The organism is Mariniflexile sp. HMF6888, from assembly GCF_044335535.1.
Taxonomy (GTDB): Bacteria; Bacteroidota; Bacteroidia; order Flavobacteriales; family Flavobacteriaceae; genus Mariniflexile.
In genome coordinates this window covers 511191-532216 of record NZ_JBIQVZ010000001.1, presented here as the reverse complement: position 1 = coordinate 532216, position 21026 = coordinate 511191, and the positions used below count along the sequence as shown (strand labels likewise).

At 32.4% G+C, this 21026-nt stretch carries 22 protein-coding genes; 5 read left to right on the top strand and 17 right to left on the bottom strand.

Annotation, left to right across the window (positions count from 1 at the left end):
* The first annotated feature begins 253 nt into the window (after nucleotides 1-253).
* Nucleotides 254-472: a (4Fe-4S)-binding protein gene (locus tag ACGLWY_RS02535; protein WP_396618098.1), complete on the top strand. Its 219-nt coding sequence runs from the start codon at nucleotides 254-256 to the stop codon at nucleotides 470-472.
* An 85-nt stretch (nucleotides 473-557) separates the two neighbouring features.
* Nucleotides 558-773: a CDGSH iron-sulfur domain-containing protein gene (locus ACGLWY_RS02530; RefSeq protein WP_396618097.1), complete on the top strand. Its 216-nt coding sequence runs from the start codon at nucleotides 558-560 to the stop codon at nucleotides 771-773.
* Nucleotides 774-948: 175 nt separating this feature from the next.
* Here ACGLWY_RS02530 and ACGLWY_RS02525 read toward each other — a convergent pair whose 3' ends face one another.
* The 4 genes from ACGLWY_RS02525 to ACGLWY_RS02510 form a co-directional block, all read right to left on the bottom strand.
* Nucleotides 949-1617, bottom strand: a complete 669-nt coding sequence (locus ACGLWY_RS02525) for a hypothetical protein (RefSeq protein ID WP_396618096.1) — start codon at nucleotides 1615-1617, stop codon at nucleotides 949-951.
* 51 nt (nucleotides 1618-1668) lie between these two features.
* Entirely contained in the window at nucleotides 1669-2325 is a 657-nt protein-coding gene (msrA, locus tag ACGLWY_RS02520; protein WP_396618095.1) for a peptide-methionine (S)-S-oxide reductase MsrA, read from the bottom strand.
* Nucleotides 2326-2592: 267 nt separating this feature from the next.
* Nucleotides 2593-3375, bottom strand: a complete 783-nt coding sequence (locus ACGLWY_RS02515) for a zinc ribbon domain-containing protein (RefSeq protein ID WP_396618094.1) — start codon at nucleotides 3373-3375, stop codon at nucleotides 2593-2595.
* Between the two features lie 3 nt (nucleotides 3376-3378).
* Nucleotides 3379-4473: a Nif3-like dinuclear metal center hexameric protein gene (locus tag ACGLWY_RS02510; protein WP_396618093.1), complete on the bottom strand. Its 1095-nt coding sequence runs from the start codon at nucleotides 4471-4473 to the stop codon at nucleotides 3379-3381.
* 223 nt (nucleotides 4474-4696) lie between these two features.
* Here ACGLWY_RS02510 and lpxK point away from each other — a divergent pair, with 223 nt between their 5' ends.
* Nucleotides 4697-5701, top strand: coding sequence for a tetraacyldisaccharide 4'-kinase (gene lpxK, locus ACGLWY_RS02505; protein WP_396618092.1), 1005 nt, complete (start codon nucleotides 4697-4699; stop codon nucleotides 5699-5701).
* Here lpxK and ACGLWY_RS02500 read toward each other — a convergent pair.
* The 8 genes from ACGLWY_RS02500 to ACGLWY_RS02465 are packed head-to-tail and all read right to left on the bottom strand — an operon-like array spanning nucleotide 5698 to nucleotide 13907.
* Nucleotides 5698-7935, bottom strand: a complete 2238-nt coding sequence (locus ACGLWY_RS02500; RefSeq protein WP_396618091.1) for an ATP-binding protein — start codon at nucleotides 7933-7935, stop codon at nucleotides 5698-5700. The two genes, lpxK and ACGLWY_RS02500, sit on opposite strands and share 4 nt — an antisense overlap.
* 27 nt (nucleotides 7936-7962) lie before the next feature.
* Complete coding sequence (gene gap, locus ACGLWY_RS02495; RefSeq protein ID WP_396618090.1) at nucleotides 7963-8979, bottom strand: type I glyceraldehyde-3-phosphate dehydrogenase; 1017 nt, start codon at nucleotides 8977-8979, stop codon at nucleotides 7963-7965.
* Nucleotides 8980-8981: 2 nt separating this feature from the next.
* Complete coding sequence (lipA, locus tag ACGLWY_RS02490) at nucleotides 8982-9863, bottom strand: lipoyl synthase (protein ID WP_396618089.1); 882 nt, start codon at nucleotides 9861-9863, stop codon at nucleotides 8982-8984.
* Between the two features lie 49 nt (nucleotides 9864-9912).
* Nucleotides 9913-11157, bottom strand: coding sequence for an NRAMP family divalent metal transporter (locus tag ACGLWY_RS02485; protein ID WP_396618088.1), 1245 nt, complete (start codon nucleotides 11155-11157; stop codon nucleotides 9913-9915).
* Nucleotides 11147-12043, bottom strand: a complete 897-nt coding sequence (locus tag ACGLWY_RS02480; RefSeq protein ID WP_396618087.1) for a hypothetical protein — start codon at nucleotides 12041-12043, stop codon at nucleotides 11147-11149. The genes ACGLWY_RS02485 and ACGLWY_RS02480 overlap by 11 nt, the downstream gene beginning before the upstream one ends.
* A gap of 5 nt (nucleotides 12044-12048) precedes the next feature.
* The gene (locus ACGLWY_RS02475) at nucleotides 12049-12594 is read right to left on the bottom strand and encodes an RNA polymerase sigma factor (protein WP_117172711.1); all 546 of its coding nucleotides are present in this window, start codon (nucleotides 12592-12594) and stop codon (nucleotides 12049-12051) included.
* Nucleotides 12585-13697 carry a glycosyltransferase gene (locus ACGLWY_RS02470; protein WP_396618086.1) on the bottom strand — a complete coding sequence of 371 codons (1113 nt, stop codon included), beginning with the start codon at nucleotides 13695-13697 and terminating at the stop codon, nucleotides 12585-12587. Before ACGLWY_RS02470 ends, ACGLWY_RS02475 begins: the two co-directional genes overlap by 10 nt.
* A gap of 6 nt (nucleotides 13698-13703) precedes the next feature.
* Nucleotides 13704-13907, bottom strand: coding sequence for a membrane or secreted protein (locus ACGLWY_RS02465; RefSeq protein WP_396618085.1), 204 nt, complete (start codon nucleotides 13905-13907; stop codon nucleotides 13704-13706).
* A gap of 516 nt (nucleotides 13908-14423) precedes the next feature.
* On the opposite strand from ACGLWY_RS02465, the gene aqpZ reads away from it, so the two are divergent.
* Nucleotides 14424-15140, top strand: a complete 717-nt coding sequence (gene aqpZ, locus ACGLWY_RS02460; RefSeq protein WP_396618084.1) for an aquaporin Z — start codon at nucleotides 14424-14426, stop codon at nucleotides 15138-15140.
* 99 nt (nucleotides 15141-15239) lie between these two features.
* Here the strand turns inward: aqpZ and ACGLWY_RS02455 are convergent, their stop codons facing one another.
* Genes ACGLWY_RS02455 through ACGLWY_RS02440 form a run of 4 tightly spaced genes read right to left on the bottom strand, consistent with a single transcriptional unit; the run spans nucleotide 15240 to nucleotide 18821 of the window.
* The gene (locus ACGLWY_RS02455; protein WP_396618083.1) at nucleotides 15240-16028 is read right to left on the bottom strand and encodes an anti-sigma factor domain-containing protein; all 789 of its coding nucleotides are present in this window, start codon (nucleotides 16026-16028) and stop codon (nucleotides 15240-15242) included.
* An 11-nt stretch (nucleotides 16029-16039) separates the two neighbouring features.
* Nucleotides 16040-16570 carry an RNA polymerase sigma factor gene (locus tag ACGLWY_RS02450; RefSeq protein WP_396618082.1) on the bottom strand — a complete coding sequence of 177 codons (531 nt, stop codon included), beginning with the start codon at nucleotides 16568-16570 and terminating at the stop codon, nucleotides 16040-16042.
* Between the two features lie 47 nt (nucleotides 16571-16617).
* On the bottom strand, nucleotides 16618-17631 hold the full coding sequence (murB, locus tag ACGLWY_RS02445; RefSeq protein WP_396618081.1) for a UDP-N-acetylmuramate dehydrogenase: 1014 nt from the start codon (nucleotides 17629-17631) through the stop codon (nucleotides 16618-16620).
* Nucleotides 17631-18821: a pyridoxal phosphate-dependent aminotransferase gene (locus tag ACGLWY_RS02440; RefSeq protein WP_396618080.1), complete on the bottom strand. Its 1191-nt coding sequence runs from the start codon at nucleotides 18819-18821 to the stop codon at nucleotides 17631-17633. Before ACGLWY_RS02440 ends, murB begins: the two co-directional genes overlap by 1 nt.
* A 217-nt stretch (nucleotides 18822-19038) precedes the next feature.
* Between ACGLWY_RS02440 and ACGLWY_RS02435 the strand changes: the two genes are divergently transcribed.
* Nucleotides 19039-20379, top strand: coding sequence for a PDZ domain-containing protein (locus tag ACGLWY_RS02435; protein ID WP_396618079.1), 1341 nt, complete (start codon nucleotides 19039-19041; stop codon nucleotides 20377-20379).
* Nucleotides 20380-20435: 56 nt separating this feature from the next.
* Here the strand turns inward: ACGLWY_RS02435 and ACGLWY_RS02430 are convergent, their stop codons facing one another.
* Nucleotides 20436-20861, bottom strand: coding sequence for a DUF1573 domain-containing protein (locus ACGLWY_RS02430; RefSeq protein ID WP_396618078.1), 426 nt, complete (start codon nucleotides 20859-20861; stop codon nucleotides 20436-20438).
* Between the last annotated feature and the right edge of the window lie 165 nt (nucleotides 20862-21026).

Genomic DNA, 21026 nt, shown 5'->3' with positions numbered 1-21026 from the left:
TAAGAATTCTAAAGTTAGGAATGAAGTTAACAATATCACTTAATTTACCGCAGCATTTTTTGTATATTTAAGAAAAATGTTTTTAGTACATGACAAAAATCAAAATACATTGAGATGTCAGTCTGAGCCTTTCGACTGCGCTCAAGATAAACTAAAGTCGAAGACATTGGAAATATCGTTTTTAATAGCATTTCGACTGCGCTCAATGTGACACTTTTCAATTTTTGTCATGTACTAAAAAAAATATTTACAGATGAGCAAGATAAAAGAATATACAAACGGAGAAGTAACCATCGTTTGGGATGCTAGCAAATGCATCCATTCGGCTATTTGTGCCAAAGGATTGCCAGAGGTATTTCAGCCCAGAGAGCGTCCTTGGATAAAAATTGATGCTGCTAAAACGGAAGCTTTAATAAAGCAAGTAAAAGCTTGCCCTTCGGGAGCTTTGAGTTTTTATATGAAATCGCCGTGATTTGAAAACCCAATTGATAATCATCGAACACCAATGAAAATAAAGAGATAACATATGACCTATAAAAAACAATAAATATCTACCTATGAATAATAAAACGGATAAAAGTGCTGAGGTTTTGGAAACCAAGGTTGAAGTGTTGGAAAATGGGCCACTTTTGGTTTACGGAACACTTCATGTAACTCATAAAGATGGTCGTAAAGAAATTAAAAACAAAACAACGGCATTTTGCAGATGTGGTGCTTCAAATAATAAACCTTTTTGTGATGGCACACATACCAAAGAGAATTTTATTGGATAAAAAAAGAGCTTCAACTTTAATAGTGGAAGCTCTTTGGATATATATAGACGCATAACGCGGAATATTCTTTGATTGAAGTGGTTTAAACTTTTTCCAATTGAAGCGAAAAAGCTTAAACCACTTCTTATTATATATACGCCTCGAAAATTAATTTGGATTTTTTAAACAATAAAAATTAATTCATTTTAACTTTAACATCCGTAAAGTACAGTTTCCAGTTTTCTTCTGGTTTTTTATGTTCTAAAGCTATTTTTACACCATTAAAATCTTGATAATTTTCCCAAGAAGTCACCATGGTTGGTTCTTTAGCATTACCTCTTCTAAAAGTCCATTCTTTAACTATAAAATCATCACCAAAATAAAAATCGTAAGCATCCCCAGGGGTGTAGCCACCTTCGTTAGGATATGTTAATGTTATTTTGTTTAGTTGGGTTTTACTTATTGGAGCTTCTTCAGTAATCGGTTCGGAAATGCTAGTGCCAGAATCCCAAACTAATTGAAAAGGTGCTAATAACCAGAATTTATCATTAATAAAACCTTTATCTGCTTTTAAAGATATACTATCGACAGTTTTTCTGTTATAAGAAATAGTGTCTTTCCCGGAAATTAAGGTCACATCTCCAGTTTTGGGTGTCCAAGACCATGAACGTTCAAAATGGGTGGTGTCTTTATCAACATTAAATGTGAAATTTATTAGAGCTACGTTCTTCCAGTTTTTAAACCCATTGGCTTTAGCTATTTTTTCGGCTATTGAAACTTCTTTTTCAGTGACTTTAGTTTCCTGTTTATGTTTACAAGAAACACTTGCAATCAAAATAATAAGTAAGATTATTGATTTCTTCATGATTAAGATTTTTAGTAAAGATAAAAAACAAGTAAGTTAAACAGGAGTAACTTAATGTGTATCTTTTATTAATTGGGGAAATTTAGCTTTGAATCTGTTTAATCTTGGGATAGAAACATTTTGAATATAGCTATTGTTTGGGTGAAGACGTTCGTAGTTTTGATGATACGCTTCGGCTACCCAAAATTTTTGGAACGGATACACTTCGGCAGCAATGGTAGCATTTAATTTTTTAGCAAGTGCGTCTTTCTTTTTAAGAATGATTTGTTTTTGCTTCTCGTTTTGGTAAAAAATAATAGAACGGTATTGTGAGCCACGGTCGTTGCCTTGTCCGTTTACTTGTGTTGGGTCTTGTGAGCCAAAATAAACATCAACTAAGGTTTCAAAACTCACAATTTTTGGGTCATAGATAACTTCAACGGCTTCGGCATGTCCAGTTTTGCCGGTATTGTTAGTCTCGTAAGTGGGATTTTTAGTGTGACCACCGGAATAACCACTGATTACTTCATCTACACCTTTTACACTTTCATAAATAGCTTCAACACACCAAAAACAACCGCTAGCGAAATAAGCTTTGGCTTTTCCGTTCTTTAAAGGAACTTCTATTGGGGTTGCATTAATAATAGCTTCTTGGTTTTTGTTTGCTTGTGCGTTGTTTTGACAGCTAAACAATATTGCGGTGCATACCGTTAGAATTATATTTTTCATCTATTTATAATTTATTGTTTTAATTTGGTCAGATGGAACACCCTGAATAATCAACCTCGTGTGTGTGAATGCCATTTTTATGGGTGTTTCATATATATGGTATCGCCTTTATTTATTGGTGTTTGCAACAAACAGCTTGCTAATGGCGACTTCATGTTTTTTTGTTAGACGAATAAATTTCCAAGACCTTAAAAAAAAATCCAAAAACCATAAAATAAAAAAGCCTTCACATTTGTGAAGGCTTTAAACTATATTGTTGGTAATTACTTAGCTTAATTTAGCAAATAATTTTTCCATTTTTTCTTTTTGTTCTTCAGCTAATTGCGCATCGACTAAAATACGACCACTATGCTCATCGGTAATAACTTTTTTACGAGCTGCAATTTCAACTTGAATTTGTGGTGGAATAGTAAAGAAAGATCCTCCTGAAGCACCTCTTTCAATAGGTACAACTGCTAAACCATTTTTTACATTTTTACGAATTCTGTTGTAAGCAGCAACCAAACGCTCTTCAATTTGCTCTTGGTATTCTTTAGATTTTCCAATCAAAGCTTGTTCTTCTTTTTCAGTTTCTGCTAAAATAGCGTCTAATTCACCTTTTTTGTGCTTTAAGTGATTTTCACGCTCTTTTAAACGCTCTTTAGTTTCAGAAATAACAACTTTTTTCTGCTCTATTTGTGCTTTAAATTCTTTAATGTGTTTTTCAGCTAATTCAATTTCCAATTCTTGAAATTCAACTTCCTTTGTTAAAGAATTAAATTCTCTGTTATTTCTAACATTTTTTTGTTGCTCACTATATTTTTTAATCAAAGATTTAGACTCTTCAATTTGATTCTTTTTAGAAATGATATCATTATCTACTACTTCTAAACTTGAAACTAATTTTTCTAATCTAGTGGTTAGTCCAGCAACTTCATCTTCTAAATCGCGTACTTCTAATGGAAGTTCTCCGCGAACATTTCTTATTTCGTCTATACGAGAATCGATAAGTTGTAAATCGTATAACGCTCTTAAACGCTCTTCAACAGTTAATTCTTTAGTTTTGGCCATACTTTAAAAATACTTAACAGGATTTGTATTTGTCTTTGATAAAATGATTGCAAAATTAGTAATTTTTTTTGTAAGATATGCTACTAAAAGATTTTTTGTGAATTGCTCACTTTCATAATGTCCAACATCGGCTAAAAGAATGCTGTTTTCGGCAGTAAAAAAGTCGTGATATTTTAAATCGGCAGTTATAAAAGCATCAGCACCAGAGGCTTTAGCGGCTTCTATGGCAAAACTACCCGAGCCACCCAATACGGCAATTTTTTTTATTTTTTTATTTAAAAATGATGAATGCCTGATGCATTTGGTGTTCATTTTATTTTTTAAAAAGGCTAAAAACTCTAATTCGTTCATAGAATCTTCTAATTCACCAATCATTCCCATGCCAATTTGCTGATTTTTATTCTCTAAAGTGGTTACCTCGTAGGCTACTTCTTCGTATGAATGGGCTTTAAATAAAGTTTGAACCACTTGAGGTTCTAAATGCTTAGGAAATGTGATGGAAATTTTTGTTTCAGCTTCTGTATGTAAACTGCCTTTGTTGCCTTTTGTGGGGTTGGTGTTTTCATTACCTTTAAAAGTGCCGTAGCCTTCTACGTTAAAACTACAGTTAGAATAATTGCCAATTGCACCTGCGCCAGTACTAAATAAAGCCGTTCTAAGTTGTTCTGCTTCATCTTTTGGGACGTAAGTGATTAATTTTTTGATGGTTTCGTTTTGCGGAATAAGGATGCGTTTGTTTGTTAGTCCTAATGTGTTGCAAATCATATCGTTCACACCTTGTATGGTATTGTCTAAAGCGGTGTGTATGCTATAAATGGCAATGTCGTGCTTTATGGCTTTCATAACCACACGTTCTACATAACTTTTGCCCGTTAATTTTTTTAGTCCTTTAAAAATAATGGGGTGGAAGCTTACAATGAGGTTGCATTTTTCGTTGATGGCTTCATCTACAACAGCTTCAAGTGTATCTAAAGTAACCAAAATACCTGTTATTTTTGCGTTTTTGTTGCCAACTAAAAGCCCTACGTTATCAAAATCTTCGGCGTAAGCTAGAGGTGCTAATTCTTCTAAATGGTTAATGACGTCTTGAACTATCATGAATAAATTTGTTTGTATCAAAGATAAAATATTATTTTCGCTAAGATGAAACATCAATAACTATAAATTTACACCATTTAATATTTGCTATTTAGATGTTGTATCTGGCCTATGAAAAGCAATAACTATAAATATGTGAAACACCCATGAGAATTACATTCACACGTAAAGATAATTATTAAGGGCGTTCCATCTGACCAAATTAAAACAATGATATAAACAGATGAAATTAATTAGAAGCATATCGTTTCCTTTTGTACCAATATATTATGCGATAACCAGTGTAAGAAATAGGTTGTATGATTTGGGCATAAAAAAATCGACTTCATATAATTTTCCTGTGATATGCGTTGGAAATTTAAGCGTTGGCGGAACGGGAAAAACACCCATGATTGAATATTTAATTGATTTGTTGAAGGATGATTGTAAAGTTGCTACGTTAAGCAGGGGTTATAAACGAAGGACAAAAGGGTTTCAATTAGCAAATGAATTTTCTACTGCAGAATCTATTGGAGACGAGCCATTTCAATTTTACAATAAGTTTAAGAATGATATTCTTGTGGCTGTTGATGCCGATAGAGCTAATGGCATTAAGCAATTAAAACAACTTGATAATGTGCCAAAGGTTATTTTATTAGATGATGCCTTTCAACATAGAAAAGTAAAAGCGGGGTTGAATATTTTGCTTACTACTTATAGCAATCCGTATTTTTCTGATTATGTTTTGCCAACAGGTAATTTACGGGAGCCTCGAAGTGGTGCAAAACGAGCAAACATTATTGTGGTTAGCAAATGCCCTGATAATTTTAGCAGCGAAGCGCAAAGTGATTTTTTAAAGAAGATAGCTCCCGAAGCACATCAGCAAGTTTTTTTTAGTTCAATAAACTATTCAAATGATATTATTTCATTAGAAAGCAAAAAAAGTTTAGATACTGTAACTGATTTTACTTTGGTAACTGGTATAGCGAATGCAAATCCCCTGGTCGAATTTTTAAATAAAAAAGGTTTACAGTTCGATCATTTAAACTTTAAAGACCACTATGAGTTTACGCAACAGGATATTTTAGCTTTAGAGAAAAAAAAGCTTATTCTAACTACCGAAAAGGACTTTATGAGATTAAAGCAACATGAAATTTTAAAAGACAAATTGTTTTATTTGCCCATTACCGTTACAATAAGCAATGCGCCCATTTTAAATAAGCTTATAAAAGATTTTGCTGCTTGTTAAGTTGTTGTAGAGCTGTTGCTTTTTGAAGCCAATGCATTGTAAAGTTTTTTCTCAAACTCTTCTTGTTTAAATGGTTTTGGAATAATATCGGTAAAACCAGCTTCTTCAAATTCGTGCATTTTGTCTTCAATGGTAACAGCGGTTAAGGCAAAAATGATTTGTTCTTTGTCAAACGATCTCACAATTTTTGTAGCTTCAATACCGCTAATACCTGGCATGTGTATATCCATTAATACAATGTCGTATTTATTGGTTTTAATCATTTCTACGGCATCTTCACCATTATCCACAATATCGCATTTAAGAGACATCTTGGTTAAAATCTTTTTGGTAATCATTTGGTTGATTTTGTTGTCTTCAACCACCAGAATCTTAACATTTGTTAAATCCAAATCACTGGCATTACCACTAAAATATTTTGTTTTAGTTTCTTTAGCTTCTTCAATAGAGGTGTATTCTAAAGGAATTTCAAAATAGAATGTTGTGCCTTTTTCAAGCTCACTTTTCACATATATTTTTCCTTTCAAAATATCTATTAAGCCTTTTACTATGGAAAGTCCTAAACCTGTACCTCCATATTTTCTGTTGATTTGAATAGAACCTTGAGAAAAACTTTCAAACATATTGTCTTGTTTTTCTTGGCTTATACCAATACCATTGTCTTCAACTTCAAAACGTAAGGTGTAAATTTTGCCTTTTTCCTCAATTTTGTAAATTCTAATCCAGATATCACCGTCTTTGGTAAACTTGATGGAGTTTCCTATTAAATTAATAAGTATTTGAGATATTTTTAGTTGGTCGGCTATAAAGTTTTCAGGTAAATTTTTATCATATTCAAAATGAATTTTAACATTGTTATCCTGTGCCGAATTATTTAAGGCTAAAATGATATTGTTTATTTTCTTTTTTAAATTGAATGGTTCTGGCTCAATATCTACTTTATTGGCTTCAATTTTATTAATTTGAAGAATATCGTTAATAAAAGTCAGTAAGTAATCACCCGAAAATTTCAACGATTTTAAATGCTGAACTTGTTCTGGTTTGGGGTTTTCTTCCAGTAACATATTGCTTAAACCAGTTACGGCATATAGTGGTGTTCTTAACTCATGTGTTACAGTAGATAGAAAGTTTGCTTTGGTTTTTGACGCTAATTCTGCTTTTTCTTTGGCAATAATAAGTTCTCCATTTTTTTTATGAAGCATATTATTTGTTTTTAGCCTGATGTTGTTGTTTTTATAAAGCGACAGCGTTAATAAAGATAAGATGGTAATTAAGGCAACACTTAAAATTGAAATTAGGGTACTTAAACTATTATCATCTTCCGCTTTCTCTAATTTTTGAAACATTTCGTTGTTTTTCTCTAGAGCATCATTTAATAGATATTGTGTTTCTTGATCTTTTGAAGAATTTGCACGTTTTAAATTAGTTAGAGAATCTGAAAGTTTAACATATGCGTCTAAATAGTCTCTTGACGATTTATAGTCTTGTATGTTATTATAAATTTCACTTAAAGCCAAATACCCATTATTAAGAATGCTTGTGAAATTATTATTGGTTGCGAGCTTAACACCCTCAAGAGCATAGGTTAATGCTTTTTCGTTGTGGTTTAACCTGGTATGCACTAAACTATGGGAAATTAAAGCATCGCTTTGCGTTTTTAATAAATCGTCTTTTTTTGCTAATGCTAAAGATTGCTCTATAATATCTCTGGCTTTTTTATAGTTTTTTAGCTTAAAGTATGTTTTGCCTTCGCTTAAAAGTACATCTGCCAATTCTGCGTTTAAAGATTCTTCTTCAAACTTAGACTTTGCTGAACGGTAGTAATCTAAAGCTTGGCTGTAATCTTTTTTTGTAATATAAACATCACCAAATATTTTATACGAATTCCCTAGGTTGATGTTGTCGTTTATAAGACGTTGAACTTCGATGGCTTTTGTAAGCGATTTTATAGCCTTATCACTTTCATCTATGCTAAGTTGAAGCCTGCCTTTAATGGCGTAAATAATACCAATACTTTTTTTGTTGTCTGATTGTTCGGCTAAGCTTAAAGCTTCATCAAGATTTTTTTGCACTTTGAAGTAGTTGAAGTTTTCCAACTCGGTTTGTGCTTGCGAAATGTGATAGTCAATGCTGTTTTGAATCAATTCGGGATCATCACTTATGTTTTTTTGTGATGAAACCGTCATGCTTAAAAGCATTAATGCAATATATATATAGTTTTTAATATGGGACATTTAATTAAATATTACAGACAAATATAATTATTTTATCGACAAAACATACTTTTTCCTCGATAAATTACATATTAAGTCAATTATTCTTTTAGAATAGCCAGTTTCATTATCGTACCAACCTATTATTTTTACCATATTTCCTATAACCGATGTCATATCAGAATCGAAAATACAAGAATGTGTGTTACCAACAATGTCAATAGAAACGATAGGGTCTTCGGTGTATTCTATAATACCCTTATATTGATTTTCAGCTGCTTCTTTAAACGCATTATTAATGGTTTCTATTGATACGCTCTTTTTTACATTAAAAGTGATATCTGTTAAAGAACCATTTATTACAGGTACCCTAATACCACAACCTCCAATAACATCAGATAGTTGAGGAAATATTTTTGTTAAGGCTTTTGCTGCTCCAGTAGTAGTAGGTACAATGGATTGGCTTGCAGCACGAGACCTACGTAGATCTCTATGTGGCTGGTCGTGTAAACTTTGGTCTGTGGTATAGGAATGAACCGTAGTAATGTATGCTTGGTTGATGCCGCAAAGTTTATTTATAACGTCAATCATTGGCGCTGCATTGTTAGTGGTACACGAGGCGTTGGAAATAATGGTTTCTGTACCATCAATACTTTCATCGTTTACACCCATTACAATAGTTTTAATAGCGTCATCAATAGGTGGTACACTTAAAACAACACTTTTAGCACCGTTATTTATGTGGTTTTGTAAATCGGACTTAGTTTTAAATTTTCCAGTGGATTCAATAACAAAATCGACATCAAAAGGTTTCCAATTGATGTCTTTGGGATGTTTGTGATTTAACAGCGCCACTTTTTTATCATTAACAATAATATGAGTTTGGTCATGAGAAACAACACCGTTGAAACCTCCATGAACACTATCGTACTTAAGCAAATGGCTTAATGTTCTGGCATCGGCTAAATCATTTATGGCAACAACTTGAATGTCTTTATAATCTTGAAGTAGTCTAAAAACACGCCTGCCTATTCTACCAAACCCATTAATAGCTATATTGATCATAACTAATTGATGTGTTTTTGAGCTTTATATGAAGAACGCACTAGGGCACTACTTTCTACATGGCGAAAGCCTAATTCTAAACCAATTTCTTCGTATTCTTTAAATTGATCTGGATTTATAAATTGTTTTACAGGCAAATGTTTTTTACTTGGTTGCAGGTATTGTCCAATAGTAACCACATCGACATCATTTGCTTTTAAATCGTGAAGCGTTTGGATAACTTCTTCGCGGGTTTCTCCCAAACCAAGCATAATACCAGATTTTGTGCGTCGTTGTCCTTGTTGCTTTAGATATTTTAAAACCCCCATACTTCTATCGTATTGCGCTTGAATACGTACTTCACGGGTTAAACGTCTAACGGTTTCTATATTGTGGGATACCACTTCCGGAGCGACATCAATAATTCTATCAATATGTTGTTCAATGCCTTGAAAATCGGGGATAAGTGTTTCTAAAGTGGTTTCGGGGTTCATTCTTCTTACGGCTTTCACAGTTTCAGACCACATAATACTTCCCATGTCTTTTAAATCGTCTCTATCAACACTAGTTAAAACGGCGTGTTTGATATTCATGATTTTTATAGAACGTGCTACTTTTTCGGGTTCATCCCAATCTACAGTTTCTGGTCTGCCGGTTTTTACACCACAAAAGCCACAAGAACGGGTACAAATGTTTCCTAAAATCATAAAGGTAGCAGTACCTTCGCCCCAACATTCACCCATATTTGGGCAACTACCAGAGGTGCAAATGGTGTTTAGTTTGTATTTATCTACTAATCCTCTTAATTCGGTATATTTTTTTCCTGTTGGAAGTTTTACACGTAACCATTTGGGTTTAGCTTGACGTTCTTCCGGTAAAATATTTGAAACGGTTTCTGAATCCATGTCTTTAAAAATAAAGCACAAAGATACAAAGTATTCTTTTAAAAGTATCTTATAAAGACATGAGATACCATACGCTAAATCCTATCAAAAAAGCAATGCCTAATAAACTTAATAGGTGCAGTTTTTTTGATGGATGCCATTCTTTTGGTGTGTGCTTGCTAGAAATCAAGATGTAATTTATAATGGCATAAAAAGGTGCGGTAATGAACGATAAAATGGTTGCTATTTTAATTAATAAACCCATTTCGGAAGCGAAAAACAGAAAAATGAATACCGTTCCTATAGATAATAAAGCAATCCAAAACGTGTAATTGAATTTCGAGGATTTTTTAAATAACAAGGTGGTTGTTTTTGCCATGGCTCTTGGCGACGCATCCAAAGTTGTTAAAGTAGTACTAAACATGGTTGTAAAAGCAGCTACACCAATGATTACATAGGCCCAATTACCAAGACTTCGGGTGTACATGTTTATTAACTGACCAGAAAATACACTTGCTGAATTGCTAAAGGTTTCTCCGCTGTGGTACATAACTAAGGTTCCTAAAAGTAGAAATCCGATGCCTATAAGTATGGTGCCTAAATAACCAATATTAAAATCAAACAAAGCCGATTTAGGTGAATATTGTTTGGTTTCTTCATTTTTTTCAATAGCCCAAATTGATTGCCATACCGAAACATCTAATGGTGCGGGCATCCAACCCATAAAAGCTATGAGAAACCCTATTTCTATAGTGTTTGTGGGTAATATCTGTTGAAAAGAAAGAGGTTCGTTGTTATTTAATAATGCGATGCTTACTGCTAAAATAGTACTAATAGTTAAGGTAATGATGATGATTTTCATTAATCTATCTAAAAGTTTGTACTTGCCAAGAGTTAAAATAATTAAACAAATAAAAAGTATGATAACAGTCCATATTTCAATGCTGTTTATTGTTTTGTTTCCAATAGGAAAAGCTTCAAAACCACCAAAAAGACTAGAGGCTAAACCAGCTGTTACAATGGTTACTGCAGCTTGTATGGTAAACATAGTGGCTAAATTAAGAATGTAATAAACTGCCAAAACACTTTTTCCTAATTTATTATAACCATCTAATAAGCTTTCACCAGTTGCAGTGGCGTAACGCGGGCCAAATTGAAAAAACGGGTATTTGCATATGTTTACTAAAAGTAATGCCCATAATAAACCTAAGCCAAAATCGGCACCTGCACGTGTTGATTGTACTAAGTGCGAAACGCCAATGGCTGCACCAGCAAACAATAGACCGGGACCTAGATTTTTTAGTTTAGTAATCAAAAATAGAAGCTTTTTTAGTCCTAAATTTTCCTTTAATCTGACTTAGGTCACTATTATCTACATAGCAATACTCTAAAACTTTTGTATAATCTTTTTTTCCTTTTCCTCGCTGTGTTACAATAACATTATCAATTGTAATCAAATTTTTAGATTCGGTTTCCGATTTGAAAATGCTTATTTTAGAATGTCTTAATCCGTCGCCTCTTTTTAGTTGATTAACAGATTCAAAAGGATTCAAAAGAAACTCTTCAACAAATTTCTTTTTAAAAGCAATGTGCTCAAAATCGAAATCTATAATTTCTTTTTTAAACCATTTGTTATCTTTTTCAGAAAAAGGAATGTCATTGAAATTTTTAAAAATATTGTACGAAACAAAAATAATTATGCATGCTTCAACTAACCAAATTGCCCATAGCATAAAACCTCTAATGTACAGATTCGAAGAACCTATAGACCATAGTCCTACTTTGCTAATTTCAATTATATTTTCAATTACTATATCTGGTCTAAAAAGAATACTAAGAAAATATTCAAATTCTTTAAAGGTTTTAAAAAAATCATAATCATCAAATGATATAATAAATATATAACTAACCCACTGAAAATATATGGCAAATAAGGAAAGGATAATGGTTATAATTATTGACTTTCTTCTATTTCGAATTTTAAAAACGACATTAAATATTCTACTTAAAAATGCAATAGTAAAGCCAAAACCTATTACAATCAGAAAATTAAAATATATAATTGGTAGGTAAGTAATTATTAAACTATAGAAATAACTAAAGAAAAGGATAGAGATTAAACCACATAAAAAGACAAGTGTAATGTTTAATGGTTTGGCAATTCCAGATTCTGTGTAAAAATCAATTTTAGTTTGTTTCATAAAACTTATTTTTCCTGAATAATTTCAGATAATAATTTTTTAGCACGCAACAACTTTACTTTTACATTATTTATGGGTTCTTTAAGCTGAATTGAAATTTCTTTATAACTCAGCTCTTGAAAGTAGCGTAAATTTATAATTTCTTGATAATGTGGCTTTAATTTTTTTATGTCGCGTAGTAATTTTGCTAAATGCTGCTCGGTTATTAGTTCGTCTTCAGGTGAAGGGGATTCGTCTAAAATTTGATATACCGATTTGTCATCATTAGAAATAATTTGGGAAATAGAGTTTTTTTCCTTTCGCAATAAATCTATATGAATGTTTTTTGAAATGGTAATTAGCCAAGTTTTAAACTTAAAACTGCTGTTATAGGTTTCAATTCTATCAAAGGCTTTAGAAAATGTTTGAATGGTAATGTCTTCGGCATCATTTTCATTTTGAACACGCTTTAATTGAAAACCATATACATCATCCCAAAAGGTATCCAATAAAAAATTAAATGCTTTTTGGTCGTTTTCCTTGGCACGTTTAATGGCTTCATTTACTTCCAATGATTAGGTTTTGAGATAAGATTATTTATAAAGATAGTTAATTGCGTTATAATTAAAAAAACTTCTAAAAAAGGAAGCATAATTATTAGATCTTGCTCTCCCAGTTTTTTTGCCGACATGCCAAACATAGTGTATTGTAGAGTAAGTTTTATTAAAATAAGACCAATTACAATTTGCCACTTAAACAGAGCAATAAGAAGAATGGGGGCAAGAACCCAAAAAAGTAATTGTGAAATGTAAAGCAACGCCAATAAAATTTTATGACTTAATTTGTAAAATTTTGCAGTAGAAATATGTCTTCTTTTTTGTTTTGTCCAGTCGCTAAAGGTTGTTTTGGGTAACGATTGGGTAAAGCTATTTACAGAAAAACAGATGGCCGTATTGTTTTTGGTTGCGACTTGGTTTATAAATAAATCATCATCACCCGAACGCAGTTTTATGTGATTAATAAAACCATTCGCATTAAAAAACTCCTTTCTTGCATAGGCTAAATTGCGTCCAACGCCCATATACGGAATACCTGCTTTTGCAAACGAAAAATATTGAACTGCCGTAACTAAAGTCTCAAAACGAATAAGTTTGTTTAAAAATGATTTTCTAATTTTTGAATAAGCTCCGTAGCCTAAAACAATGGTTTGTTTGTCATTAAAATGTGTACACATGTCGTGTATCCAATATTTTGAAAGGGGTTTGCAATCGGCATCGGTAAACAGAAGATAATCGTTTTTTGATGCTTTAATACCAAGTGTTAATGCATATTTTTTATTTCCCCAGAAGGCTTCAATATTTTTGACATCTACAATTTTTATGTTATTATGGTTAGCAGCGAAAGCTTCCATAACTTCAAGAGTGTCATCTGTAGAAGCATCGTTAATTAAAACAATTTCAAAATCGGGATAACTTTGGGAAATAACGGAAGGCAAAAGGTTTTGAAGATTTTTAGCTTCGTTTTTAGCACAGATAATTACCGATACAGGGATTTTTTTTGTTGGCTCCTTTTTAGGTTTTATAAATGAAAACTTTGAGAAGAAAAAAATATAATAAACAACTTGAATAACAACTACAGCAATAAAACCATAGTAAACAAAATCAAGATAACCCATAAAGTATTATGAGTGTTGAGGTTTGTCGCAATCGCCAAATTGGTCTGGGGTTTTTCCACAAAAACCACAGCTTTCCCCATTTTTATTAAGCATAGGGTTTTGGCTTGCACATGTGCCAGCGAATTTGCCGTCTTTTTTAGCCCAAATTTTTATGGCAATTCCTGCAAATCCTAACCCTAATAAAGCGATTGTTATTAAAAGAAGTTTCATCTGATTATTTCTATTGTTTTTTAATTGTCAGATGGAATACCCTTAACAATCATCCTCGTGTGTGTGAATACTGTTTTCATGGGTGTTTCACCTGTTTATGTATTTTATTGCAAAGATAAAGTATTTAACTAATAATTTCTAAAAGTTTGTTGAATGAAAACCTGATTGTGACAATTTTGCTTTTAGGTATTTGGGTATTGAACTCGTTTAAGCTTTTCACAATTGGCTAAAAATCGTCCTTTTTTGTTCATACGCTCTCCCTGCTCATTCACTAAAACAGTCCAAGGAACTGTTTACTCACGATGCTTAATTATTTGAAAAATACGTGTTCGTGAACCTTACGGTTTCTTAACGTCTGTCCTGTTTTTTATTTCTTCTATAGTCTCTGGTATGTAACTCAAAAGAAAGCCTTCAATCGCGTACTAAACGACCGATTTTAGCTTCAATTAAAAAAATTTAAACAAATTTATTAAACAATTTACTACATTTAATCATTTAACCTTTAAATATTAATTTATGAAAAAATTATTTGCAGAATTTTTTGGAACCTTTTGGCTGGTTTTTGGTGGTTGCGGAAGTGCTATTTTTGCTTCTCAAATTGCACCATCCGATAGTGGACAAATTGGAATTTTATTAATAGGCGTTTCTTTGGCCTTTGGACTTACCGTTTTGACTATGGCCTATGCTGTGGGGCATATTTCTGGCGGACATTTTAATCCAGCAGTTACTTTAGGGCTGTTGGCAGGAGGCAAACATTCAGTAAAAGAAGTTATACCTTATATAGTTGCCCAATGTATTGGGGCTATTGGAGCGGCTGGTGCTTTGTACATAATAAATGGTGGTACAGGAGGTAACGATTATGGTGCTTTTGCAACTAATTTTTATGATCATGCCGTATATTTTGGTAAAAGCTATAGTATGAATGCTGCATTTTTAACCGAGTTTTTACTAACCATGTTTTTTCTTATAATTATTATGGGGGCAACAGATAAATTAGCCAACGGAAAATTTGCAGGAATTGCTATTGGCTTGGGGTTAACGCTTATACATTTAATATCTATTCCTATTACAAATACATCGGTAAATCCTGCGAGATCACTGTCACAAGCGATTTTTGTAGGCGGTCCAGCAATTTACCAATTATGGTTGTTTTGGGTGGCTCCTATTTCAGGAGCGGTAGTTGGAGGAATAATCTATAAATTTTTGCTTCAAACAAATTTAAAGGAAGCGTAGAATCACTATACTACTATCTGAAAGAAAGAAAAAAGCCTCATTTGGTATTTTCAAATGAGGCTTTTTTTCTTTGAGGGATTTTATGATATTAATTTACTTCTACTGTAAATCTATTTCGGCTACGGTGTTGTCTAATGATGCAACGGTATTACCACCTTTTGGTTCTATGGTAATATTTAAACCCAAAGCATTTTCGGTATATGGTATTTTTTTAAGTTGCCTGTCTGCATCAGTTAAAATACCTAAGCTTACCATTTTGCCTTGTAGTTCTGCCCAAATTTGGTAGCATTGCTCTTCTGGTAATTGAGGTAATGAAACCACATCTATCATCGATGTTTTGTCTTTAGGGTTTATATAGGCCACCGTTTTTAAGTTTTTCGCACGACCGTTACCTTGCATGATGTATTTATAGGTATCGGGGTCATTAAGCTCCATAAATTGTTGCATAATGTTGTCTAATTTTTTGTTGTTCGCATCAATATCGTTACGCAAGTCGAAAATTTCATCAACCACTATTTGGTTTTCTTCGGCTAACTTTTCGTTTTTTAAATGCAAGAAATAAGAGTTTCCTGCAAATATTAAAGCAGCGATACTGGCAGCAACACTAAATTTGTACCATAACTTTTGTCTAGTTGTAGCATTCATTTTTACAATCGGTGCTTCGTCAAGTTCATCTAAAATATTATTTAAGATGCTTTTAGGGGCTTCAATAGCATTACTTTTAGCAACTATTTCTAGATTGTGTTGTAATGTATTGTAGGCATTCTGTACTTCTGGATATTTTGAAATATAAGACTCAACCATTTCTGTTTCGGCAGAAGTAGTATTGCCTAATAGATATTTTTCCAATAGGCCAGAATTTAAAAAAGTAGTTATTTTCGCATTCATGACTGTTTTAATTAAGGATTATAGATTTTTTTCAATTCACGTAATCCAATTTTTAATCTCGATTTTATAGTACCCAGCGGAATGTCTAGCTCTTCGCTGGCTTCTTGTTGGGTCATGCCCTCAAAAAAGAGCGCATTTATTACTATTTGATATTTTTCGTCCAAACTGCTCAGGTGTTTTTGCATATCCATAACATCCTGATTTAATTCGCCTGCCGATATCTTATATACGTTAGAATTTTCTATTTGGACTTCTTTACTGTCTTTGTTTTTATGCGATCTAACTTTGTCTATAGCAGTATTATAGGCAATTCGGTAAAGCCAAGTAAATAGTTTAGCTTTACTGGAATCGTATTTTTTTGAGTACCGCCATATTTTTACGAAGCTTTCTTGAAGCACATCTTGTGCCGTATCATCGTCTGCTATAATTTTTTTTATAACACCATATAAGGCATCTGCATAGTTTTCATACAGTATGGTAATGGCTTTTTTGTCACCACGTTCCAACAGGCTAACTATTTCTTTTTCTATGGATGAAATCAAGGTAAATTCAATTTAAAATATTGTCAAAGTTAGAGATTTCTTTGGTATTATAAGATGTTTACTTCTGCTTCTATATAAATATCAAAAAGGCGCTTAATTGTTTCTTGTATTAAAATAGAAAGGTTTAAAATATCTAAACCTTTAGCATTTCCATAATTTACAAGTACTAAGGCTTGGTTTTTATGAACCCCATAATTGCCAAAACGTTTGCCTTTAAAACCTGCTTTTTCAATAAGCCAACCCGCAGGAATTTTTACTTCAGTGTTCGAAACTGGGTAACTAGGCATATCTTCAAAATTTTGAAGCAATTTGTTGTAATGCATTATTGGTACAACCGGGTTTTTAAAGAAACTGCCACTATTCCCAATGATTTTTGGGTTTGGTAATTTGCTTTCGCGAATGGAAATTACAGCTTTTGAAATATCTTGAATGGTTGGATTCTTAATATGCATAGCATCCAGTTCGGAGGCAATAGTACCATAATTTATATGAAGTTTGTGGTTTTGTTTGGTTAGTTTGAATGTAACGCTGGTAACTATGTATTTGCCTTTTGCTTCATTTTTGAAGATGGAGTTTCTATAATCGAAATGACAATCTTGTTTTTTAAAAGTTTTTATAGCATGTTTTTCTATGGAAATAGCATCGCAAGACTCGAACGTATCTTTAATTTCCACTCCATAGGCACCAATGTTTTGAATAGGTGTTGTGCCAACATTACCTGGAATTAATGATAGGTTTTCAACACCTCCAAAATCATTATTAATACACCAAAGTACAAACTCGTGCCAATTTTCACCCGCATTTGCTTTTACAAATACAAAATCGGAATCTTCGGAAACTATTTCAATTCCTTTAAGATTAATATGGATAACAAGTCCTTCAAAATTCTTGGTAAGGAGAATATTGCTGCCACCTCCTAAAATAAGTTTATTTGGATATGCTTTTAAGGATAGAATATATTTTAATTCTTCAATGGTAGAAACTGATACAAAATAGTTGGCAGAAACATCAATACCAAAGGTATTAAAAGGCTTTAGGGATATGTTCTGTTGAATTTGCACTAATCTTTATAAACTTTAAGAGCTTCTTTTAAAATATGTACAGCTTTTATTAAGCTTTCTTTTTTGAGTACGTATGCTATACGCACTTGGTTTAAACCCAAGCCAGGTGTGGAGTAAAATCCGCCTGCAGGAGCAATCATTACGGTTTCGCCATTAATGTCAAAATGTTCCAAAAGCCACTGTGCAAAATCATCCGAGTTTTTTATGGGCAATTCTACAATGCAATAAAAGGCACCTTTAGGTTTTGCTACTTTTACACCATCTATTTTTAGTAATTCTTTAATAAGGGTGTCGCGTCTATCAACATATTCAGCAATAACATCATCAAAATAACTTTGAGGCGTATCTAAAGCAGCTTCACTAGCAATTTGTGCGTAGGTTGGCGGACTTAAACGTGCCTGCGCAAATTTTAAAACGGTTTTTAAAACGGTTTTATTTTTAGAGACCAAACAGCCAACACGTGCACCACACATGCTATACCGTTTTGATACCGAGTCGATTACTACAGCATGTTCTTCCAGTCCATCTACTTGCATAATGGAGTAGTGGGTGTTGCCATCGTAAACAAACTCACGGTATACTTCATCAGCAACTAAAAACAAATCGTGCTTAATTGCTAAAGCAGCCAGTTTTTCTATTTCTTCTTTTGAATATAAATAACCCGTTGGGTTTCCTGGATTACAAATTAAAATAGCCTTCGTTTTTGGTGTAATTAGTTTTTCGAAAGTTTCGATGGAAGGCAATGCAAAATTATCTTCAATACTACAAACAGCAGGTACGACGTTAACGCCCGATGAGGTTGAAAACGCAATGTAATTAGCATAAAAAGGTTCAGAAATAATAACTTCATCTCCCGGATCCATGATACTGCTAAATAAAAATAATAAACCTTCACTAGCGCCAGTGGTTACTATAATATCTTCATGAGATACTTTAATATCGTATTTATTATAATAAGCAGCTAATTTTTTTCTGTAAGCATCAGAACCTTCAGATCTCGAGTATGAAAGTATCTCTACATCATTTTCCCTAACCGCTTTTAAGGCGACTTCGGGTGTTTTTATATCAGGTTGTCCTATGTTTAAATAGTAAATAGTCTTTCCATTCTTAGTGGCTTGTTCTGCATAAGGAACTAATTTACGTATAGGTGATTCGGGCATTAAAAGCCCTTTTCTAGATATAGTTGGCATTTTTATTAATTATAAGGCGCAAAGTTGAGAAAATTATCTTAAAGTTTTTTTAAAAAATGTGCTAAAATAAATTTGACGTCATAAAGATTTGTAAATTGAATGAATGTAACCTAACCTGTTGTTATTTACTATGAAATCGCCATGATTAGGAAACACACATACTAATGAAGATTAAAGCGATACCGTATGACCATTAAAAAACAATAAATATTTACATATGAAAAGGTCTGTGATTTTTATATTGGTTGTTTTTTTGTTGAATAACCTTGGTTTTTCACAAGGGAAATTCACCATTCAAAATAAACACAGATCCGATAAGGTGAAATTTAATCTTATAAATAATTTAATTATTATTCCTGTAGAAATTAATGGTGTTACACTTTCTTTTTTATTGGATACAGGTGTGAGTAAGCCTATCATATTTAATTTTTTAAATGTTTCCGATACTTTAAAAATTAAAAATACCGAAACTATTTTTTTAAGAGGCTTGGGTGAAGGGGAATTGGTTGAAGCACTGAAATCTGATGACAATGTTATTAAAATTGGTGATGCTATAAATCTGAAACAGGAGTTATATGCAATATTTGAGGCTAATTTAGATTTAGCGCCCAAACTAGGGTTTCCCGTTCATGGCATTATAGGTAATGATATTTTTAGAGATCTTATAGTTGAGGTAAACTATTCAAGGAAATATTTAAAGTTAACCGATCCTGAGGCCTATCGGTATAAAAAATGTAGAAAGTGCGAGACTTTTAATTTAGAATTCTACAACAGTAAACCATATATAAATGTAGAAGTTACCATTGACAATAAAAAAATACCAGTAAAGCTTTTAGTAGATTCAGGAGGAAGTGATGCGTTATGGTTGTTTGAAAACGATTCATTAGGTATTAAATCAAGCCATGCTTTTTTTAATGATTTCTTGGGACATGGGTTAAGCGGAAGTGTGTATGGAAAGCGTACTAAAATGGATGCGTTATCATTAAAGAGTTTTGTTTTGGAAAATACCAATGTTGCCTATCCAGATAGTGCATCAATTTCATTTGCAAGAAAATTTAAAAACCGAAATGGAAGTTTGGCAGGGAATATTTTGAAGCGATTTAATATTATTTTCGACTATCAAAAAGCTATCATCACGCTTAAAAAAAATGCTTTATTTAAAGAAAAATTCAGTTATAATAAGAGTGGTATTGAGCTAGCACACGATGGTGTTAGGCTGGTTAAAGAAGTAGACGATAGAATTTTAAAAGAAAAATCGGGAATAATCAGGAATGATGATGCCCTAAATAGCACGAAAATTGTTATTGATACCCAGTACAAAATATCATTAAAGCCAGCATATACTATTGTAGAATTGCGTGATGATTCTCCTGCTAAAAAAGCAGGTTTACTTATTGGAGATGTTGTTTTAAGAATAAATAATAAACCAACGCATCAATTTTCATTGCAGGATATTATGCATGAGTTTTACGATGATGTAGGGAAGCACATAAAGCTAAAAGTAGACAGAAAAGGAAAAACAATGAGTTTTAGCTTTAACTTAGAAAACCCATTTTAAAATAAAAAGTCCCTAAGTAAACACTTAGGGACTTTTTATAAATTGTATTTTATTTTTTATTGCTGTACAACACTTTTTTCTTTTTTCTCAAGTACACTGCCACTTTTAGTGTCTACAACTTCACCTTTAATTTTTAAGGCAACGGTTGGTGTGTCTGCATTAGAGATAACCGTAATTGTTTTTCTTATAGGATTAACTCTATTGGTATCATACTTTACCTCAATTTCCCCGGTTTTTCCAGGTAAAATTGGACCTTCTGGTTTTTTAGGAATAGTACAACCGCAGCTAGAAGTCACATTGGATATTATTAAAGGCGCATTACCTGTATTCGTAAATTCGAAAACACGCACCCCATTAGAACCTTTTTCAATAGTTCCATAATCCACTACGTCCGATTTAAACTCGATTTTAGCTACCTTTTCTTGTGCGTTAATAGCTAAACTTACTAATCCGATAAATAAAATTGTAAATAATTTTTTCATTGTTATTGTATTTGCTTTGTTGTTTTGCTTCTTTTAGATGTTAATGACTCAGTCATTTAAGTCATTATAACAGTCTTTTTTGCATTAAAATTCACTCCAAACATACTTATTTTTTCCATAAACAGCAAAAATAATAGGTTAAAGAACTTATTTTTATAAACTCAT

What these genes read in the sequence shown, in the direction of transcription:
- ACGLWY_RS02535 (WP_396618098.1), top strand. Translation starts at nt 254, where the DNA reads ATGAGCAAGATAAAAGAATATACAAACGGAGAAGTAACCATCGTTTGG.
- ACGLWY_RS02530 (WP_396618097.1), top strand. Translation starts at nt 558, where the DNA reads ATGAATAATAAAACGGATAAAAGTGCTGAGGTTTTGGAAACCAAGGTT.
- ACGLWY_RS02525 (WP_396618096.1), bottom strand. Translation starts at nt 1,617, where the DNA reads ATGAAGAAATCAATAATCTTACTTATTATTTTGATTGCAAGTGTTTCT.
- msrA (WP_396618095.1), bottom strand. Translation starts at nt 2,325, where the DNA reads ATGAAAAATATAATTCTAACGGTATGCACCGCAATATTGTTTAGCTGT.
- ACGLWY_RS02515 (WP_396618094.1), bottom strand. Translation starts at nt 3,375, where the DNA reads ATGGCCAAAACTAAAGAATTAACTGTTGAAGAGCGTTTAAGAGCGTTA.
- ACGLWY_RS02510 (WP_396618093.1), bottom strand. Translation starts at nt 4,473, where the DNA reads ATGATAGTTCAAGACGTCATTAACCATTTAGAAGAATTAGCACCTCTA.
- lpxK (WP_396618092.1), top strand. Translation starts at nt 4,697, where the DNA reads ATGAAATTAATTAGAAGCATATCGTTTCCTTTTGTACCAATATATTAT.
- ACGLWY_RS02500 (WP_396618091.1), bottom strand. Translation starts at nt 7,935, where the DNA reads ATGTCCCATATTAAAAACTATATATATATTGCATTAATGCTTTTAAGC.
- gap (WP_396618090.1), bottom strand. Translation starts at nt 8,979, where the DNA reads ATGATCAATATAGCTATTAATGGGTTTGGTAGAATAGGCAGGCGTGTT.
- lipA (WP_396618089.1), bottom strand. Translation starts at nt 9,863, where the DNA reads ATGGATTCAGAAACCGTTTCAAATATTTTACCGGAAGAACGTCAAGCT.
- ACGLWY_RS02480 (WP_396618087.1), bottom strand. Translation starts at nt 12,043, where the DNA reads ATGAAACAAACTAAAATTGATTTTTACACAGAATCTGGAATTGCCAAA.
- ACGLWY_RS02470 (WP_396618086.1), bottom strand. Translation starts at nt 13,697, where the DNA reads ATGGGTTATCTTGATTTTGTTTACTATGGTTTTATTGCTGTAGTTGTT.
- ACGLWY_RS02465 (WP_396618085.1), bottom strand. Translation starts at nt 13,907, where the DNA reads ATGAAACTTCTTTTAATAACAATCGCTTTATTAGGGTTAGGATTTGCA.
- aqpZ (WP_396618084.1), top strand. Translation starts at nt 14,424, where the DNA reads ATGAAAAAATTATTTGCAGAATTTTTTGGAACCTTTTGGCTGGTTTTT.
- ACGLWY_RS02455 (WP_396618083.1), bottom strand. Translation starts at nt 16,028, where the DNA reads ATGAATGCGAAAATAACTACTTTTTTAAATTCTGGCCTATTGGAAAAA.
- ACGLWY_RS02440 (WP_396618080.1), bottom strand. Translation starts at nt 18,821, where the DNA reads ATGCCAACTATATCTAGAAAAGGGCTTTTAATGCCCGAATCACCTATA.
- ACGLWY_RS02435 (WP_396618079.1), top strand. Translation starts at nt 19,039, where the DNA reads ATGAAAAGGTCTGTGATTTTTATATTGGTTGTTTTTTTGTTGAATAAC.
- ACGLWY_RS02430 (WP_396618078.1), bottom strand. Translation starts at nt 20,861, where the DNA reads ATGAAAAAATTATTTACAATTTTATTTATCGGATTAGTAAGTTTAGCT.